At 49.1% G+C, this 18,439-nt stretch carries 16 protein-coding genes, 1 tRNA gene and 3 pseudogenes; 16 read left to right on the plus strand and 4 right to left on the minus strand.

All coding sequences use genetic code 11. The annotated features are described in order from the left end of the window. Positions 1-12 precede the first annotated feature (12 nt). On the minus strand, positions 13-756 hold the full coding sequence (locus AC2FC2_RS20925; RefSeq protein WP_209637436.1) for a winged helix-turn-helix domain-containing protein: 744 nt from the start codon (positions 754-756) through the stop codon (positions 13-15). A gap of 414 nt (positions 757-1,170) precedes the next feature. On the opposite strand from AC2FC2_RS20925, the gene AC2FC2_RS20930 reads away from it, so the two are divergent. The 11 genes and pseudogenes from AC2FC2_RS20930 to AC2FC2_RS20980 form a co-directional block, all read left to right on the plus strand. Then, on the plus strand, positions 1,171-1,728 hold the full coding sequence (locus tag AC2FC2_RS20930) for a fimbrial protein (RefSeq protein ID WP_265555984.1): 558 nt from the start codon (positions 1,171-1,173) through the stop codon (positions 1,726-1,728). Between the two features lie 78 nt (positions 1,729-1,806). Continuing rightward, positions 1,807-2,352, plus strand: a complete 546-nt coding sequence (locus AC2FC2_RS20935) for a fimbrial protein (protein WP_265555985.1) — start codon at positions 1,807-1,809, stop codon at positions 2,350-2,352. Between the two features lie 29 nt (positions 2,353-2,381). After that, positions 2,382-4,913, plus strand: coding sequence for an outer membrane usher protein (locus AC2FC2_RS20940; protein ID WP_490659860.1), 2,532 nt, complete (start codon positions 2,382-2,384; stop codon positions 4,911-4,913). Between the two features lie 56 nt (positions 4,914-4,969). Next, on the plus strand, positions 4,970-5,719 hold the full coding sequence (locus AC2FC2_RS20945; RefSeq protein ID WP_209637444.1) for a fimbria/pilus periplasmic chaperone: 750 nt from the start codon (positions 4,970-4,972) through the stop codon (positions 5,717-5,719). Between the two features lie 49 nt (positions 5,720-5,768). Beyond that, on the plus strand, positions 5,769-6,383 hold the full coding sequence (locus AC2FC2_RS20950) for a fimbrial protein (protein WP_490659861.1): 615 nt from the start codon (positions 5,769-5,771) through the stop codon (positions 6,381-6,383). Continuing rightward, positions 6,376-6,963, plus strand: a complete 588-nt coding sequence (locus AC2FC2_RS20955; protein WP_490659862.1) for a fimbrial protein — start codon at positions 6,376-6,378, stop codon at positions 6,961-6,963. The genes AC2FC2_RS20950 and AC2FC2_RS20955 overlap by 8 nt, the downstream gene beginning before the upstream one ends. A gap of 10 nt (positions 6,964-6,973) precedes the next feature. Then, positions 6,974-7,501, plus strand: a complete 528-nt coding sequence (locus tag AC2FC2_RS20960) for a fimbrial protein (RefSeq protein WP_209637448.1) — start codon at positions 6,974-6,976, stop codon at positions 7,499-7,501. Between the two features lie 236 nt (positions 7,502-7,737). After that, positions 7,738-8,694: an MrpH family fimbial adhesin gene (locus AC2FC2_RS20965; RefSeq protein WP_490659863.1), complete on the plus strand. Its 957-nt coding sequence runs from the start codon at positions 7,738-7,740 to the stop codon at positions 8,692-8,694. Between the two features lie 57 nt (positions 8,695-8,751). Continuing rightward, positions 8,752-9,396 (plus strand): helix-turn-helix transcriptional regulator, encoded by a 645-nt coding sequence (locus AC2FC2_RS20970; protein WP_490659864.1) that lies wholly within the window; start codon positions 8,752-8,754, stop codon positions 9,394-9,396. 121 nt (positions 9,397-9,517) lie between these two features. Then, positions 9,518-9,802, plus strand: a complete 285-nt coding sequence (locus tag AC2FC2_RS20975; RefSeq protein WP_490659865.1) for a hypothetical protein — start codon at positions 9,518-9,520, stop codon at positions 9,800-9,802. Between the two features lie 327 nt (positions 9,803-10,129). Beyond that, positions 10,130-10,333 (plus strand): annotated as a pseudogene (locus tag AC2FC2_RS20980) (hypothetical protein); the annotation flags it as partial. 373 nt (positions 10,334-10,706) lie between these two features. On the opposite strand, the gene AC2FC2_RS20985 reads toward AC2FC2_RS20980, so the two are convergent. Then, the gene (locus tag AC2FC2_RS20985; RefSeq protein WP_245209964.1) at positions 10,707-11,759 is read right to left on the minus strand and encodes a GlxA family transcriptional regulator; all 1,053 of its coding nucleotides are present in this window, start codon (positions 11,757-11,759) and stop codon (positions 10,707-10,709) included. 180 nt (positions 11,760-11,939) lie between these two features. On the opposite strand from AC2FC2_RS20985, the gene AC2FC2_RS20990 reads away from it, so the two are divergent. The 5 genes and pseudogenes from AC2FC2_RS20990 to AC2FC2_RS21010 form a co-directional block, all read left to right on the plus strand. Continuing rightward, positions 11,940-13,838, plus strand: coding sequence for a beta-ketoacyl synthase (locus AC2FC2_RS20990; protein WP_490307935.1), 1,899 nt, complete (start codon positions 11,940-11,942; stop codon positions 13,836-13,838). Positions 13,839-14,153: 315 nt separating this feature from the next. After that, positions 14,154-14,390 carry a hypothetical protein gene (locus AC2FC2_RS20995; protein ID WP_490659887.1) on the plus strand — a complete coding sequence of 79 codons (237 nt, stop codon included), beginning with the start codon at positions 14,154-14,156 and terminating at the stop codon, positions 14,388-14,390. Further along, positions 14,345-15,166, plus strand: coding sequence for an alkane 1-monooxygenase (locus tag AC2FC2_RS21000; protein WP_490659866.1), 822 nt, complete (start codon positions 14,345-14,347; stop codon positions 15,164-15,166). Before AC2FC2_RS20995 ends, AC2FC2_RS21000 begins: the two co-directional genes overlap by 46 nt. Positions 15,167-15,192: 26 nt before the next feature. After that, on the plus strand, positions 15,193-16,110 hold the full coding sequence (locus AC2FC2_RS21005; RefSeq protein WP_490659867.1) for an alpha/beta fold hydrolase: 918 nt from the start codon (positions 15,193-15,195) through the stop codon (positions 16,108-16,110). 80 nt (positions 16,111-16,190) lie between these two features. Continuing rightward, positions 16,191-16,845 (plus strand): annotated as a pseudogene (locus AC2FC2_RS21010) (integrase core domain-containing protein); the annotation flags it as partial. A gap of 66 nt (positions 16,846-16,911) precedes the next feature. Here the strand turns inward: AC2FC2_RS21010 and AC2FC2_RS21015 are convergent. Then, a pseudogene (locus tag AC2FC2_RS21015) lies at positions 16,912-17,022 on the minus strand (Arm DNA-binding domain-containing protein); the annotation flags it as partial. A 511-nt stretch (positions 17,023-17,533) separates the two neighbouring features. After that, positions 17,534-17,609, minus strand: a tRNA-Phe gene (locus tag AC2FC2_RS21020). Positions 17,610-18,439: the final 830 nt, after the last annotated feature.

Genomic DNA, 18,439 nt, shown 5'->3' on the forward strand with positions numbered 1-18,439 from the left:
GCATATAGAATTTTAATTATTATTATTGATGTAATTATTAATACAAGGGCTGCTAATTTCACGCGGACAAAAGGTTATCTGCTCCTCATTACTCTGTGAGTTTTCGTTACGGATGTTATCGTAATAGTAGACGTCTGCTTTACTTTTACAGTTAAAGCCCGCTTGCTGAATGATGCCTCTAATCTTATCTAAACTCCCACTCCCCAATTTCATACTGTAGATCTGACAGCGCTCATAATTCCCCAGCGGATAGACGTTAATGCGAGTGCTGTTCTGATACAGCACGATGGCAGCAAACGGCACCAGGCAAGCAGCAGTTATCATGATTAAGCGCTGAAAAGGATTCCATAACCTTTTTTTGGTTGACGGAGAATATTCATCCTGCCAAGAAAATTTATTTTCATAGGCGTAGGGTTCATCCTCATTCGCTATCTGATGAATGACTTTGGCGGAAAATTTAAACCCTTGGCGTGGATAGGTAACGATAAGCTCCTCCTCCCCAAACTGTGCCAGAGACTTTCTGAGCCCGGACACGTAATTATTAAGGTTATTATTGGATGCTTTTAAACCATACTCTACCCAAACCTCATTAAGTAATCTATCTCGCAACAAGAGAACATCATTATTGCGAATAAATAAAGAGAGCAAGCGGCACGTCGGTTTCAATAACGCCAGCTTACTGCTCGCATTGTCTATATGCATTAGCGTGCCTTCCTCTTCATTATAGAGGACGTTGTCATTAATATTAAAAATCATGTCATTTACCTGTCAACTTTCCTGTCGAGAGATGATTCTGAGACCTTATGACTTTTTTTTCAATCCTACTCAATATGAGTAAATAGGATTTATCTCTATATTCTTATAATATCCGTAAATAATTACTTATGTTATAAGTACATTAAAATAAATATGTGTAATTAATATGTCTTTTTTGGTGTTAAAACCTATCTTAGTGCTATTTTATTTTATAATATCCTGTGTTTTTGTCTATTTCACGCATAACATTTTATTTTGGCTTTGAAGAAGGTAACTTTGTTCCCACTGATACGGAGCGCTAAACGTTATGTATCGGCACTCAAACAACGCTTGGATAAATTAACCCTCAGCGTTGATGATCTGATGATGGAATACATTGATTTCTCTTCTTGCTAAGGAATGTAAGGGCTTTATATGAAACTGAATAAAATTATGCTGGCTGCAGTGATGGCTTTTGGTGTTTCTTCTTTCGCTAACGCAGCAAACCAGGGCAGCGGTTCAGTCACCTTTACCGGTGAAATTATCGATGCACCATGTTCAATCGCACCAGGCAATATTGATCAGACTGTTCCTCTGGGCCAGATTTCTAACTTGGGCCTGAAAGACGGCCGTGAGTCGCTCGTTAAGGAAAGCTTCTCGATCAAATTGGAAGACTGTACCGCGGCAACGGCGCAAACCGTGAAAACCACATTTACTGGTGAGCCGGGCGGCTCTGCTGGCACCGACAAGAAAATGGTTGCTTTTGGCAGCGGCAGTACCGCTAAAGGTGCAAGTATTGTTATTACTGATACCAATAACAGTAATGCCGTTGTTGAGCTGGGTACCGCAACGACCGGTCAGGTTATTGCTGTAGGTGATACTGACGCTGAACTGAAATTCCAGGCCTTCCTGAAAGGCAATGGTGGCGCTCTGGATACCATCGTTCCTGGTGCGTTCACCAGCGTTGTTAACTTCGCTCTGAACTATCAATAAGCAATATTCATAAGCGTATTCAGCATGCGGGTAACCGCATGCTTTTTAAAATGGAACCTTATTGCCAGGAACGTGTATATGTTTGAGAAAGCCCAAACCTCAGTGGCACCTTCCCTGTTGACCCTGATTTTTATTACCCAGCCATTAATGGCACAGAGCTCTGTGATTGGGTGGGGAAGGGTCAATATGGAAGGCGCCATTGTCAATGCTGCTTGTGCAATTGAATCTGCGAGCCGTGATCAAACTATCGACATGCAAACATTACCTGTGGAGCAAATTGCCCGGGATGGTAAGGGCCTGACCAAGGCATTCAGCTTGCGGTTATTAAATTGCAGTTTAGCAGACGCAGGGAAAATTCAACCTGGGCGTCAACATTTTCAAATGATGTTTGATGGCAGAGCCGATAACGGATTGTTCGGGGTGACGGGAGATGCAACGGGAATAGCATTACGTCTTTCAGACAGCGTCGGCAATGTTATTTATCCAGGCTTGACCATGCCGATAGACGGCACGGTAATAAAAGAGAATCAATTAAACTATTCAATGCAACTGGTGGCTAATCGCCAAGTGTTGCGTGCCGGGGATTATAGAACCGCTATCCGTTTTAAATTGAATTACTACTGATTATAAATAAGTTAAAGGTTGGCGGTATCATGGAATCGAACGCAAATAATTCGAGCGCACCTTTATTGAGCCTATTAGGAGTGTGCGTCGCTTTGGCGATATGCAGCTTGCCATTTCAATTACAGGCAAGTGATGAGGTGCAGTTTAACATTGACGTGTTGGATCTCAATGACAGAAAGAATATTGACTTGAGTCAGTTTGCTCGCGGCGGCTATATCATGCCGGGGAAATATGTCATGTCTATTCGTCTGAACACGCAGGTTTTACCCGAAGAGCCTATCGCATTCTATGCGCCGGAAAATGATGCAAAAGGCAGCCAGGCTTGTATATCTCCAACGCTGGTTGAAAAACTGGGTTTTAAACCGGACGCCCTAACAAAGCTGCGCTGGTGGCATGACGAACAGTGCCTGGATTTAACCAGCCTTAACGGCCTGGAAGCCAAAGGCGATCTGGCTACGTCCAGCCTGTATTTGAATGTGCCACAGGCCTATTTGGAATATTCGTCTCCGGATTGGGACCCTCCATCACGTTGGGATGAAGGTATTCCCGGTTTGCTGTTGGACTATAACCTGAATTCACAGGTTCAACGTACGCAACAAGGTGGGCAGCAGTCATACAACCTTAGCGGTAATGGTACTACCGGGGCTAACCTGGGGGCCTGGCGTTTACGTGCTGACTGGCAGATGAACATCAATCATCAGACCGGTTCCGGTTTACCTACCCAGCAGAATTTTGACTGGAGTCGGTATTACGCGTTTCGTGCATTACCACACTGGGGCGCTCGCCTGACGATGGGGGAGGATTATCTGGCGACGGATATTTTCGACAGCTTCCGCTTTACCGGGGTCAGCGTGAGTTCAGACGACAATATGTTGCCACCTAACTTACGTGGCTATGCGCCTGAAGTGACAGGCATAGCCAAAAGCAATGCCAAAGTTGTTATAAGCCAGCTAGGGCGTGTGCTGTATGAAACCCGTGTCGCGGCTGGGCCATTCCGCATCCAGGACATTAATGACTCTATTAACGGCCAGTTGGATGTTCGGGTTGAAGAACAAGACGGCAGCGTGCAGGAATTTAAGGTAGATACCGCCAATATCCCATACCTGACCCGCCCTGGTTCGGTACGTTATAAATTTGCCAGCGGCAAGCCTTCCGACTGGAATCATCATGTCCAGGGGCCTTTGTTCGCCACCGGCGAATTCTCTTGGGGGGTGAGTAACGGTTGGTCATTGTACGGCGGCGCTATTGCCGGCGGGGATTACACCGCATTGTCTATGGGGCTGGGGCGTGACCTGCTGGCCTTTGGTGCAGTGTCGTTTGACTCTACGCAATCGCGAGCGAAATTACCGCAGCAGGCTGATGTTAAAAGCGGCGGGTCTTATCGGGTCAGTTATTCAAAGAGTTTTGACGAGTACGACAGCCAGATCACCTTTGCCGGCTATCGCTTCTCAGAGCAGAACTTTATGACCATGAGTGAATATCTTGATGCTCGTTATTACGATAACCGCATCGGGAAAAACAGAGAAATGTACACCATCACGCTGAATAAACAGTTTCGTGATTTGGGGTTAAGCACATATCTCAATTATAGCCACCAGAGTTATTGGGATCAGCCCGTGAGCGAGCGTTATAGCCTGGCACTCTCACGCTATTTCGATTTGGGGCCAATGAAAAATATGAATGCATCATTAACGGTTTATCGAAATAAAGATAACCGCGCCAATGACGATGGCATGTATTTGTCCTTTACCCTGCCTTGGGGCATGAACTCTAACGTCAGTTATAGCAGCTCATGGAACCGTAATGAGACTACCCAGCGAGTGGGATATTACGAAAGACTGGATGAACACAATAATTACCAATTGAGCACCGGCCACTCACGCCGAGGCAGCTCAGCCAGTGGTTTCTACACCCACGAAGGTGATAGCGCGCGGATCGGCGCCAACGCCAGTTACCAAAGTGGCGGCTATTCATCCATGGGCATGTCCTTACAAGGCGGGATGACGGCAACGGCCAAAGGGGCGGCGCTGCATCGAACCGGCTCGCTGGGGGGGACACGCTTATTGCTGGATACCGACGGTGTGGCCGGGGTACCGGTGCGTGGGTTTGGTGCAACGACGAGTACCAATGCGTTTGGCAAAGCAGTGGTTGCGGACATCAGCAGTTACTACCGCAGCAGGGCGAGTATCGATCTCAACACTTTGCCGGATGATGTTGACGCAACGCAGTCGGTGGTGCAGGCGACGCTAACCGAAGGGGCAATTGGTTATCGGCGGTTTAACGTCATTTCGGGGCAAAAGGCGATGGCGGTAATCCGTCTGGCCGACGGCAGTGCACCGCCGTTTGGCGCACTGGTCTACAACAGCAGGCAGCAACAGACAGGCCTGGTTAATGATGAAGGCAGCGTATATCTGAGCGGCATCCAGCCCAATACCGAGATGACGGTGAATTGGGATGGTAAAGCGCAATGCCGGATCGCACTGCCGGAGATCCGCACGGATATCGCGTTAAGCAACCTGCTGTTGCCGTGCCGGGCGAACACCGAGATGCGGTCGGAATAAGCCGTCGCTCCCATGATTATTTCAGTAAGAACAGCTTTAGGAAACGGAACAATTTTATGCAAACAAATAGGGTAAAGGCATTTTCTGTTGTTGGGGTGTTGTCGGCAACATTGTTGAGCAGCCAGGTACAGGCGGCTATTGCGCTGGATCGTACCCGTGTGATCTTTAACGGTGGCGAGAAGTCGGTGAGCATGAATATCAGCAATAAAAACACGCAATTGCCGTATCTGGCTCAGGGGTGGCTCGAGGACGCCGATGGCAAAAAAATCACCAGCCCGCTGGTGGTCTTGCCTCCGGTGCAACGGTTGGAGCCGGGTGCACAGAGCCAAATAAAAGTGCAGGCGACGCCAGCGGCGAATTTGTTAGCGCAGGATCGTGAAACCCTGTTCTATTTTAACCTGCGTGAAATTCCCCCAAAGAGTGATAAGGCTAACACGCTGCAAATTGCCTTGCAGACGCGCATTAAGCTGTTTTATCGCCCCGCAGCGATTACACCCAGCAAGGGCAACGCCTTTACGCCGTGGCAGGAAAAATTAACGCTGACACGCCAAGGAGAAGGTTTCCAGGTTAATAACCCTACGCCTTACTACATCACGCTGGTGGATGCCAGCAGCAGCAAAAAAGGTAAAACGGCGCAGGGTTTTGAACCGCTGATGGTGCCGCCTAAGGGCAGTATTGCGTTAGGGGCCTCCGGCCTGGGTAATTCACCGGTGCTGACCTACGTCAATGATTACGGCGGTCGCCCTGATCTGACGTTCAAATGCGGCACCAGTGATTGCCAGGTTGTGCCAGACGCAAAAGGGTAACCGATGCCGGTGGCCTATTTTACTGGTTGAAGCGTGTGGGGAAGAAACAATGCAAAGAATGGGCAAGGGTTACAGCAATCTGCGGGACGGCTTTTTAACACGGCAAGCAGGCATAGGTACCCTATTGGCGGTGGCCTTGCTGACGGCCGGCTACGCCGAAGCGGACGAAGGGAATCACGGCGTTCTATTTGTCCATGGTGCATTAACAGAAGGTGCTTGTCGGCTGGATATGGCGTCGGCATATCAAGAGGTCTGGTTGGGGGAAACGACAACGGGCAGCCTCGCCAAGGTGGGCGAACGTACTAAGCCAGTCGCTTTCCAACTTCGCTTGCGAGACTGCCTGCGAACGGGGGGAGCAATACAAGATGACCGTTTGGGCAATCGGGTATGGGATGCCTATCAGCCGGCCGTTACGGTGAGTTTCAACGCGCCCTTAGACGCGGATAAGTCGCAGTTGGTCAAGGTTCGTGGGGCGGGGGGGTTAGCGCTTCGCCTGCTGGATAGCGACAAAAAGGATGTGCGTTTGGGCAGCCGCAGCCGACCACAGCTGTTGAAAGGTGCAAATGACGTGCTGAATTTCTACGTCATGGCGGAACGTACAGGTGCGCCTTTGGTTGCAGGTGCCTACCAGGTAGCGATTGATTTTCGGATGAACTATGACTGAGGCGAAAACAATGGGCAACCCGGGGTACTGCGCGTGGCAAAAGGTGAAGGAAGGCATTCTGATCTGCTGCGCTCTGGCGGCAACCATGACGACGACCTCAGCGCTGACCTTGTTAGCAGTGCTGTTGATTAGCCAGGCCGGGTGGGCCGCGACGGTGACGGTTACCGTAAAAGGCGTCATTGTTGCCAAGCCAAAATGCGAGATTAATGGCGGGCAGGATATTAACGTGCCCTTCGGTGAGCTGACCACGATCAAGATTGATGGTGAAAGATACGGCAAACGGCCGATCCCTTACGGGGTGAGCTGCAGTGGCAATACATCAGGTAGCGCAGGGTTGTTGAAAATCAGCTTACAAGGCTTGGCACCGGATTTCGGCGACGGTTTGTTGCGTACCAATAATAACGATCTGGCAATTAAGCTGGTGCAAGAGAATGGCCAACAGCTGCGCTTGAATTCCTGGCTTAATTTTACCTACCCGATTGCACCTGCGTTATATGCAGTTCCGGTCAAGCGCAGCGGTGCCACGCTGAGAGGGGGGGATTTTTCCAGTGCCGCCACGTTACTTGTAGAGGTTCAATAAGGAGATAAACATGAAGGAAGCTAATATGAAAAAAATGAATGTGACGCATTATTCCGCCATGGCGGCAATGCTCTGCATGGGATTGCTGGCGGTTGGCCCTGCGCAAGCGGTAACTGTAAAGTTCATGGGCAAATTGGTAGAACAACCGACCTGTACGCTGAATGATGGCAAAGATATTAGCGTTGATTTCGCCAACGTCGCCATCAGTAAAATTGACGGCGTTAACTACAAAAAAATGGAAATCCCTTATACCGTTAGCTGCAATGGTGGTTCAGCGGGTTATGGTGACCTGAAAGTGAAGCTGGGATTTGCACCGGTATCCTGGGGTGACGGCAAACCGTTGCAGTCTAGTATTGGCAACCTTGGGTTGCGCATTACGCAGGGCGCGGGCGATACCACCTATGTCAGCGACACCAAACTGATCATTAATGCCGCTAACCCCACAAAGCTCTATGCGGTACCCATCGCACGGCCTGGGAGCATGTTAGTGGGTGCCGATTTTACCGGCTCTGCGACCCTGACTGCTGAGTATGAGTAATAGCGGTTTCTGCAACCGGGCAGATATGCCTGGTTGCAGGAAATAGATATCGCCGGTGTTAACTTTTTAAACGTAAATATGCCATTTAATCATGCAGTCGGTATGGTTATTAGAGGGGCTTTAGTAATATTATTTTAATAAAATGCATTGCTGCTTTTACGTGTGTTAATTGAGTTGGTGTTTGTTATTTTTACCTGTTTAATTTTTAATACATCCATGGTTTCAAAGAGGAATTTATGAGTTTTTATAATTTGTATTTTTTTAATGACAAAGTGGCATGGGTGGGTAAAGTTATTTTATCTTCTTTTTTACTTTTTATTTTTGTGTTTAAAGCAGAGGCGGGAATAGTTTGGGAGACCACCAATGCGCCTATAGTAGATGGCAAAATTTCGTCCGCAAATGCGGCGTACCAAGGGGCTACAGGTAAAATTGTGAGTATGGACTTTAATGATCCAACACCGAACCCTTGTTATAAAAAATCATGCATAGTTGTTGTCGGGGTTTTTACTAATTTCTCGAGCATACCTATGCCTTATATGCAAACATACTTAGGCTTCCGGTGGAGTGGCGATCCCGCAGTGACGGAATCAAAAACCATGGGTGATGCTTATTATGCCTTAAGCCGAAAGAGTATAAATAATATCTATGTCGGTTATGAGACGCAAGGGATGGGAATGATTAATTATTATTGTGATCCTGAGGTTGCTTCCGCGATATGTATTATTCAGAATAAGTGGGAGGCCTATTCGAAAGTATGCTATGCGCTTGTTTATTATCACAGCTCAACCTCATACTATAATGCATTACCTGGGCAATCTTGTATTGGCCCAACACCGCCTAATAATGAATGCAATATTGATGCGGGCGCGGTAACACTGGATCACGGACAATTAAGTACAGATGAGGTTAATGGCCATAAGAAACAAGAGACTTTTCGTATTTCCTGCACCTACCCGGCTAACGCAGATATTTCTTTGGTGAGTAATAATGCCAGTGAAAAAATAATGCTAAAGGGTGACGATAGCCTGTATTCCACTGTCACTATCGATGGTGTACCTGGCATAACCGGTAAAAAAATCAACATTCCTACTGGTGGGGCATCGATTAACCTGGAATCTACCCTGCACACTGTCGGTAATGTTGAAGAGGGGCCGTTCAGTGGCAATGGCATTCTTATCATAAACTCTTATTAATCATCTATAAGGGGGTACATAACCTCGTAGGTTATAAAGTTTCCTGCTAGAGACACAATGAATGATGTAATTTTCATTGTTGTCTTAATGACGGGCACGGGCATGTTCTGCACTCTTGCAGATTATATTGCTACGCTCTTATTTAGGGAGGTAAGGATGAAGGTAATCAATATCATCATTGATGATGATAATCGCTACTTTTCTGCTGGCCTGCAGAGCAGCATTAAGGAATATGCCCGGTGCCATAATAAAACGATTTGTTTTTTAAAGCAGGATGCTGAAATTCAGCCCGATGTGGTGTTTGTTTCAACACGTCGGGGGGCCCAGAGTTGGCGCCGAACGGCTTATGATAATGGGCGTTCGCCTGTCGTCACGATCAAGGAAAGGCCCGTGGTTGCCGTAAGTCAACCACCGCGCGTGCTGTACCGAACGGACAGGCCGGCTAAGTTGTTCGAACTGCTGGCCGAAACCTTAGCGAATATACGCCCAGTAAGATCGTTTGAGCATCCGCTTCTGACCCAGCGTGAGCAGCAGGTTATGAGCTATCTCAGAAGGGGGCTCGATCAATCACAAGCGGCCCGAGTGCTGGGCGTGAGCGTCAAAACGGTACACAGCCATAAACGTTCCGTGATGAAAAAATTGATGCTAAGCCGACATCACGAATTTATTTACTGGCTTTTGTCCCACGGGGATTGGGTATAAAAAGAATACATAATGTTATATCTCCAAAAAATTTATAGCTTAGCGTTTACATAATTATCAAAATAAATTAATGAGTTGTTTTTATTTACTGATTGAAAAACACCAACAAGGAGCGTTGTATATGAAAAAATTAACCATTTCATTTTTCGGTGCCTGCATCATGATGGCGTCTTATGCCTATGCTGGTTTTAATGGGAATACCAATATTAACGATAATCAAGGCAACGGTAACGGCGCAGGGGACATTAATATTGGCCACTGTGAAGAGGGTAAAGGCCAGAATGGGGGTAAATGCGTTGGGGAGAGTAACGGTGCCACTAAGCCCAAGGAACAAGAAAAGGGCGACGTGCTTAATTCAATTTGCAAATCACCCGTTATGAAAAAGTATGCGGTAATCTGCCAGTGATAATTTCTTAACCCATCAGATGGGAAAGGCCAGGGCTGCTTATAGTCCACTAAGATAACTTATTATTTTACACCAATATTGTGAATGGCTTCGTCTTGGTATCAAGCTGAATTGTTTGTTATCAAGGTGACCTTTCCCGCTGCGTGTAGCCAAAGGACGGTAAAAATGATGCTATTATTTTTAGCAGTGATTATGCTTTTATTAAGTCTGTATGCATTTATTAAACATACCAAGTCAATTAATAAAAATCGTCTGGGAGGATCGGGGCGATGATGGCTTTGGGACCAGCCCATAGGCTGAGGCCTTGAGGCCGAATAATCGAACCAAGGACACAGGGTGACGGTTGACCCGCTTAACAAGCATGACCGTAGCCTGAGTGCGCACATGCTGTATTTTGGCCCGACCGGCGCGGGGAAATCGGCGACGCTGCGTGCGACCTTATCGCAACTGATGGCGATACATCGGTCGCGGTTGTTTATCGCGGAAGCGGGTATCAATGGCATCGCCCTGTCGCACACTGTATTTGACAGTGACGATAGGCACATTCGCACATTAGGTACCGACCGAGAGCTTGCACAACACTGCGGCCACGGAAGAACAGATTACCGCAAAAATCTAGGATTTTTGCTCTGTAAGTGGTAATACCGTTGGCATCGTGAAGTTTGATCCCAAGAGCAGAGTGATGTCGTAGCTCGCCGCTGATGGCGGTGTTCGCTGGCTCCAGTCTAGAGGGGAGCTTATCTTTACGCCGGGTAGCTTGAATGGCCACTTTGCTGGAATCGTTAAACAGTGCAAAGAGCGTTAGGAACTGTGAAGTTTGCTATTCAGCGAGCGCTCGGCGAAAGCTGATTGGACATTATATGTGGGGGGCCCTTGCGGGGCCCCTGCAGATTAACGCCCTGATTTAGCTCTTGGAAGTGGATTGTTCAGTATGGAACAGCTTGGCGCGAACGGTTTTGCGATAATCACCGGGTGAAACGCTGGAGATGCGTTTGAACTGGCGGTTAAAGTGCGCAATATCTTGGTACCCCACCAGAGCGGCAATTTCTTGAATACTCAAATTAGTCGTTTGTAGCATATTGATTGCAGACTCAATCCGAACCTTTAAGAGGTATTGCAAGGGCGAAATATCGGTCGCATTTTTGAAGCGGCGGTTAAAGTTGCGCAAACTCATGCCTACCATATCGGCGAGCCTCTGCATTGGTAAGTCTGTCGTGCAATTTTCCTTTATCCAGGTTTGGATCTGGATTATATCCTCGTCAGGATGAGGTTTATTTTCTTCTCGGTAACACAGGCGTTCAAAGTTGCTGCGGATCTCGTGGAAGAAAGTCCGTTGCGTATGGTTAGCCACTTTTTTACCGTAGGTGGTCTCAATAAAATGAATGGTGAGATCGGAAAGGGCCTTCACGCTGGCTGCACAGAAAACATTCTCGGACTGGGTGATGAAGTATTTTGTTTTTAAATTAACCTCGGGATAATCATGTGCGAATTGTTCGAAATAGTGCCAGTGGGTGGTGGCCGGTTGGTCATCCAGTAGATGGGCTTCGGCCAAAAAGCAGCACCCCGTCCCGACGGCAGCTATCCGTGTGCCTTTTGCCGCTTGCACTGCCAGCCACTGAGTGATGGTTGTGTTTTGTCTTACGATAGGGCGCGGATTGCGCCAGATAGCGGGCAGATAGATGATATCGTAATCGGAATCGTCTTCCAATACGTCATCGGCAATCAAGCTAAAACCGCTGTGTGTAGGTATGGGATTTTTATTAATACTTATCGTACTAATATTGAGAATATTCTCATGCCTGCATAAGGTAGGTATATATTTATCTTGGTTTTTCTGATTGTTCCTTTGTTCTGCGAAATAACTACTTGCTGCTGCTTTCCACATTTCTATTGGTAGGCTGAGGCCGGAACTCAGCATGTGCTCGCACAATACAAATCCAATTTTTGTATTTATCATTTTTCGGTTAATACCTGATTTATTATTTTGTTATTGCTTTTACACCTGTCTTGGCCAAAAAGGTCTGCATTTTGGCCGGATTTTCATAATATCTTTTGCCCACGTTTTGTAAACTGATATCTGTAAATTATCTAAAGTAAGTGAAGGCATAACGATGCCGCAAAAAGGCGAGGATACTCTATGGTCAAGTTACCTGTCATAACCGCCTTCGGTGGCTACGGCCCAGCAGGGCGGAGTTCTTCGCACCACGCGTTTCGCCGCATGGTCATGGACGCTTTGCCGGAGGACCAGCAGCAAGAGACGCTGTTATCATTAGCAGTGCTGATGGGGTTGCTAAAATATCAGGATGACGGCTACCGTAACGCTGAAGGGAATTTACGTTCAGCCGCACAAGCCGCGACTGAAATAAAAGAAGCCGTATTGCAAGGTACATTGATCAGAAAGATCGCCAAAGAGTATTTTGACGTCGATGCCGTTGCCAGTCATGCCAAATTGAATATGGCAGCCGGTGCCGAACCTTTGAGTTTTGATATACCCAGCCGGCAGGTGCCCCAATCTTTGCCGCAAGGATGGCGAGTTGAACCGCTAACGGACGATCGGATGCGCATTACCGTTCGGGGCGAGATGGATTGCAAAATTGACGTTACCTTGCGTACGGAAGCGCAAGCCGCCGGCCAGTTGCCGCAAGGATTCAGACCAGGTGATCACTACAGTTCGCAGTTTCATCCCCGTGCGTTGCAGATGGCGATCGTCGCGGCTTCCGATGCTATTAATGCTCTGGGGATCCCGTTGCGTGAAATTCGGGCGCTGATTGCGCCAGACCAACTGGGGGTGTATTCCGGCAATATTCTGGGGCAGCTCGACGATCAAGGGTTTGGCGGTATGCTGCAATCGCGCCTGAAGGGCAACCGCGTCAGCGCCAAACAGTGCCCGTTGGGCCTGAACAGCATGTGCGCCGATTTTTTGAATGCCTATGTATTAGGCAGTATGGGGCACACCGGCGCTACCTTGGGGGCCTGCGCCACCTTTCTCTACAATCTGAATGCCGCAGTAGAAGATATTAAGGCGGGCAGGATCCGCGTAGCCATCGTAGGGAGCGCGGAGGCACCGATAACCCCAGAAGTGATTGAAGGTTTTGATGCGATGGGGGCGCTGGCAACGGAGAGCAAGCTCAAACGTATCGACGGAACTGAAACGGCAGACTGGCGCAACAGCAGTCGCCCGTTTGGCAACAGCTGCGGTTTTGTGATTGCCGAGTCCAGTCAATATATTGTGCTGATGGATGATGAGCTGGCATTGCAACTGGGGGCGGAGATTCACGGCTCGGTGAGCGATGTTTTTATTAACGCCGACGGGTATAAACGCTCTATTGCTTCGCCGGGACCGGGCAATTACATCACGATGGCGAAGGCTGTCGCCTCTGCCGTCACGATGGCCGGGTTGGAATGCGTACAAAAAGGCTCTTTTATACAGGCGCATGGTTCCAGCACACCAAAGAACTGCGTGTCCGAAGCCGAGATCTTTGACCGGGTCGCCGAAGCCTTTTCCATTAACGCATGGCCTGTCACGGCGGTGAAATCATATCTGGGGCACTCATTAGGGCCGGCGAGTGGCGATCAGTTGATTAGCTGTCTGGGCACCTTTAAGTACGGCATCTTGCCGGGAATCAAGAGTGTGTTTCAGGTATCACCGGAGGTGAATGACGCTCGCTTATTGATCCCGACCCAGGATCGGCCTTTACCAGTTGAACAGACGCAGATCGCTTTTATCAACTCGAAGGGGTTTGGCGGAAATAATGCCTCCGCTGTGGTCTACTCACCGCAACTGACGGCGCAGTGGTTGCGTAAACGGCATGGCGAACAGGCCTTTGCCGACTACCAGCAGCGTAGACGGCAGGTACAGCAACAGATAGTGGCTTATGATGCGGCGGCCTCACGCGGTGAACTGAACGTTATCTATCTTTTTGGGCAACATGAGATAAATGAAGCTGAGGTTGAGATCGACATGAACGGTATCAGGATGCCGGGATTTGAACAACCAATTCATTATTCCAAAGTTAAACGATTTACAGATTTTTAATTATACGTATTTATAATCTTATAGCGTTGAAGTTATTCAAAACTATTTTTATTTATAAGGGTATTTGCGACCTCGCAAGCACCTTGTCTGTGTGGCGATAATAATCAGGAGAAATAAAGTGGCTAATCTCAGTGAGATGCTGATTGCCTTTGGTTGGGGTGGTATTGTTGTGGGTATTATGATGAGGGCTTAATGGGAATGTATGCCTTTAAAGGGCCTTTTCGGGCACCTAAATGGCATGAAAATTACACTGATTTAAACCGAAGGATGCTGAGGCTGGCGCATATAGCTTTTATTATGCTGCCGTTAATATCAATGCTTTATGGAATGAACATTGACACCTTACAGGTTCCCTATGTTTACAAGTATTATGCGGCGATATGCATGGTCATTCTTTCCGTGGGTATCCCTGTATTACTGATCGCTGCCTGTTTTTACTTACCATTCAAATATATTCAAGTCATTCCTTTTAGCTGTGGGATGTACCGGCCTTGCACGGTATGCGAATGCCAGAATTGCTGCTGGCTGCCGTATCCACCGGCTATACGCTGAGTACCAACACGGTGGTGGCTCATGAGCTTATCCACAAAACCCAGAGCTGGTTGGCGATGACCGTCGGGCGTTGGTTACTGGCATTGGTCGCGGACGCGCAGTTTTCTATCTCCCACGTGTACTCGCATCACCCAAATGTGGCGACGTACGCCGATGGGGCGACGGCACGCCGTGGCGAGCATGTTTACCGTTTCTTTATCCGCTCGTCGCTGTCGCAGTACCGTGAGTCGTGGCAGGTGGAACAGCAACGGCTAAAAGGCCAGGGCAAGCGGAGTATTACGTTGGGCAACCGGGTGATTCGCGGCGTTATCATGAGCCTGGCTGTCCTGGCCGCCTGTTATGCAGCGGCAGGGGGGCGTGGATTACTCGCTTGCCTGGTGGCCATGCTGGTCTCCAAGTTCCTGTTTGAAACCGTCAACTATATCCAGCATTACGGTTTAATCCGGGTGCCCAATACCCGCGTTGAACCACGCCACAGCTGGGATTGCAACAACCAGGCATCTTCTGCCGGCCTGTTGAATCTGACGCGCCACTCGGATCACCATACAAATCCACGTCGGGAGTTCTGGCGGCTGCAAGCGTACAGTTATGCGGTGGGGATCGATCATGGTTATGTGGCGCATATCCTGTATGCATTGGTACCGCCCCTGTGGTTTAAACGCATGGAAGCAAAACTGGCGTATTGGGATCGGCATGTCGCCACGGATGCGGAAAGGGCCCTTATTCGGCAGCTCGATAAGCGTCAGGCGGCGCAAGATGCGCCCGCGCAAGTCTAACGTCACCCACGATTCTGGAGAGTACAATGAGTGAACATTTTGACCAACTTATAGAACAAGCCTACCGGCAGTATCGTGGGCCGGCTTATATACGCTCACCGGCCGTATCCTGCATTAAAATGGGCATTCGGTTGATGGATTTTGTGGTGCCTGGCCCCACGGCCGCCTACCTTGGCAAACGTTTTTTCACCCCACGCCGCGTCCCAACGCGTGAAAGCGATAAACAGACGATGGGGATGGCGAGTAGCATTACGTACATCACCCTGAGCAACGATAAGCAGGCGGTGGTGTACCACTGGGGGCAACAGGGGCCGAAGGTGTTGTTGGCGCACGGTTGGGAGTCGCGGGCATCGCATTTCTCGCGCTTGATCCAGATATTGGTGGAACGGGGTTTCCAGGTTATCGGCTTTGACGCGCCTGCACACGGGGATGCGGAAGGCAATCAGAGCAGCATTGTCGAGTTTATCGAAATCATTCAGCGACTGGAGCAGCAAGAGGGCGGATTTGACGCGATGGTGGCTCATTCCTTCGGTGGCTTGTCGGCGATCAACGCGGTGAAAGCCGGGCTGCGTACCAAAGCCTTGGTGATTGTCGGCGCCCCCACGCACTTTAGCGGCCTGGTGACCAAGTATGCTTCTATCCTCAATTTGCCGGCGCGCCAGCAGCAACGTTTACGGGGTTACATTGAGCGCTATTTTGGCATCGGGGATGCCGTTTGGCAGCGTTTTAGCGCCTATGAAGGATTGCGGCAGATTGAACAACCGGCGTTAATCATCCATGACAGCGCTGACGATATCGTCCTGGAAGTGGAAGCAGAATGCCTGGCTCAAGCCTGGCCTGCCGCCTGTCTGGTGAAAACTCAGGGGTTGGGGCATAACCCGTTGCGCCGCCCGGGGGAAGGCATAGATCTGGTGTTGGCGCATCTGGCTCCGCTTCAACCTTAACCGGCGCCATTCCGACGGGGCAGGGCAACAAAAGCTGCACTGATTTGCCTGATAGCCAGGGATAATGGCTATCAGGCAGACGAGTGCTCCGCCGCGAAGGGCTTCATGTTAATCACTAGCATGTGTACCGGCTTTTTCATCTTAGTGGCCTGGGTGCAAAACGCAGACGACGTCGTAAAGGGCTGGCAACAGAATGTCTGCCGCTGCTCCGCCCGGCAGCACCTAATCTGATCTGGTCGATGAATTCGTCATGAACGTGCTGGTCATCGGTCGCAGGATCAAGTGCCCGACCTGCGTGGATGACCTCACTAAAGAGTGCCTGATGGTAACCGTTATCTGCGGGATTTCAGGCGTGCAGGTCACGCGTATTCTGGACAGCATTGCGCTGTTTCGCGGCTATCCGGCTACGATAAGAACTGACCAGGGACTGGAGTTTACCTGCAGAGCACTTGACCAGTGGGCTTATAAGCGTGGCGTGGAACTGCGGCTTATCCAGCCCGAAAGCCGACACAGAGCGGATTTATTGAGAGTTTCAACGGGCGCTTTCGCGATGAATATCTGATTGAAAACGGGTTCCGTGTTGTCAGTCATGCCAGGAAAAGCATCAGTGAATGGCGTCAAGATTATAACTAATGTCGCCCGCACTCCACGCGGAATTATCAGACGCCGTCTGAATTAGCGGCGGGCTGGAGAACGGGGAATTCTGAGAGTGGAGGATCCAACATTACTAATTGAGCGTCGTATCTAATACTGGAGGCAGGTCATTTTCTCTTTGCCCAGAAACCGATAGCGGAATCGTCAGTAGAGGAGGCCGTTAGGGTGAACAAGCAAAAACATGTTGCCGCTGTCGGCAAGTTTATAAGGTTTCTCATGCGGTTTAGCTGCCCGGATTTTAGCGTCAGTCAGTGCCATAACAGGGTTCCTGAGTGATTTGAGAGTATAGAATCTTATCGAATGAGGCTATTGCCCCATATGTACCCTCGCACGGGACTTGGTGTGGGGAGAATTGAGTGGAATTGGGGTGAATGGAAGATTCGCGAGGCGTGATTTTTGGCAGGTTCTGAAAGCAAAAAAACCGCCATAGGCGGGTTCTTCTAAATAGGGTGCCCGGACTCGGACAACCGGCGCTTGCGCCGTGTTGAACAACGCTTTAGCGCTGGCCCATAGGGTGAGGCCTTGGGGCCGAATAATCGAACGGAGTTCGATGGAGAGTCCGTATCTCAGAAAGCAAAAAACCCGCCATAGGCGGGTTCTTCTAAATAGGGTGCCCGGACTCGGACAACCGGCGCTTGCGCCGTGTTGAACAGCGCTTTAGCGCTGGCCCGTAGGGTGAGGCCTTGGGGCCGAATAATCGAACGGAGTTCGATGAAGAGTCCGTATCTTTGAAAGCAAAAAACCCGCCATAGGCGGGTTCTTCTAAATATGGTGCCCGGACTCGGAATCGAACCAAGGACACGGGGATTTTCAATCCCCTGCTCTACCGACTGAGCTATCCGGGCAACGGGGCGCATTAAACCGTATTGACCGGATGCCGTCAATCGCTTTCTATCACAAAGCCGACCGGTTGCTCTATTTTCAAGCAAGTCCCCCTGGCTTCTCTGCAATCGCTACGATTTAGTTAACACTTCAGCCCTTATGGTAAGCCTTGCGGTTACTTCAATACCGGCTCAAACGCGACAATCGTTGACTTTCTTACCTGAAGGGGGAAGTGCCGGGGCCAGAAGATTGAACGTGGCGAAACGCGGGTTTATTCACGACGGGCACCTTCGCTGCCTGTGCCGAATATTCTCTCGCTAAAGCTTTCTGGCAGACCTTCCTGAAGCTTTCAACGCCAGCACAATCAGCCTAAGTTCGCGCCGTGCGGCAGACCTATGCGCTCGAGAAACCATTTGGTCGAACTGCAAGTGGATTACGCGTTTAACGTGTTCTCATCCTGTCAGTCTTGCCATGTGGTATTACCAACATGGCAAGAATTAAATAATTATGCACTTTTAGCGGCTATTAACCGGCTTGAACCGTCAAAAAAAACGTGCAATCATTGCGCACATTCACCCTAGGGTGATTCCCCCTCATCATATGTCAGAGGATTACAGGCATGACTGGTTTTGTTGCTCAAGTGCAGTTGCGCACCAGACATCTGATGATGCCATCACTCTGCCGTTACTTTTCCCGAACGCGCTCGGCCAGTAATACTCTGCCTGCCATGCGGTAAGGCTATCTGATGCTCGCTGTTAGGCATTATTAAAAATAGAACTGCGGTTCTGGTTTTACTGATGTCTATTGGTCGCTGCCGATACCAGCCCCCGATATATCCTTCATACTTGAAGTT

This window comes from Serratia sp. CoH_122_TC_1 (genome assembly GCF_058191755.1).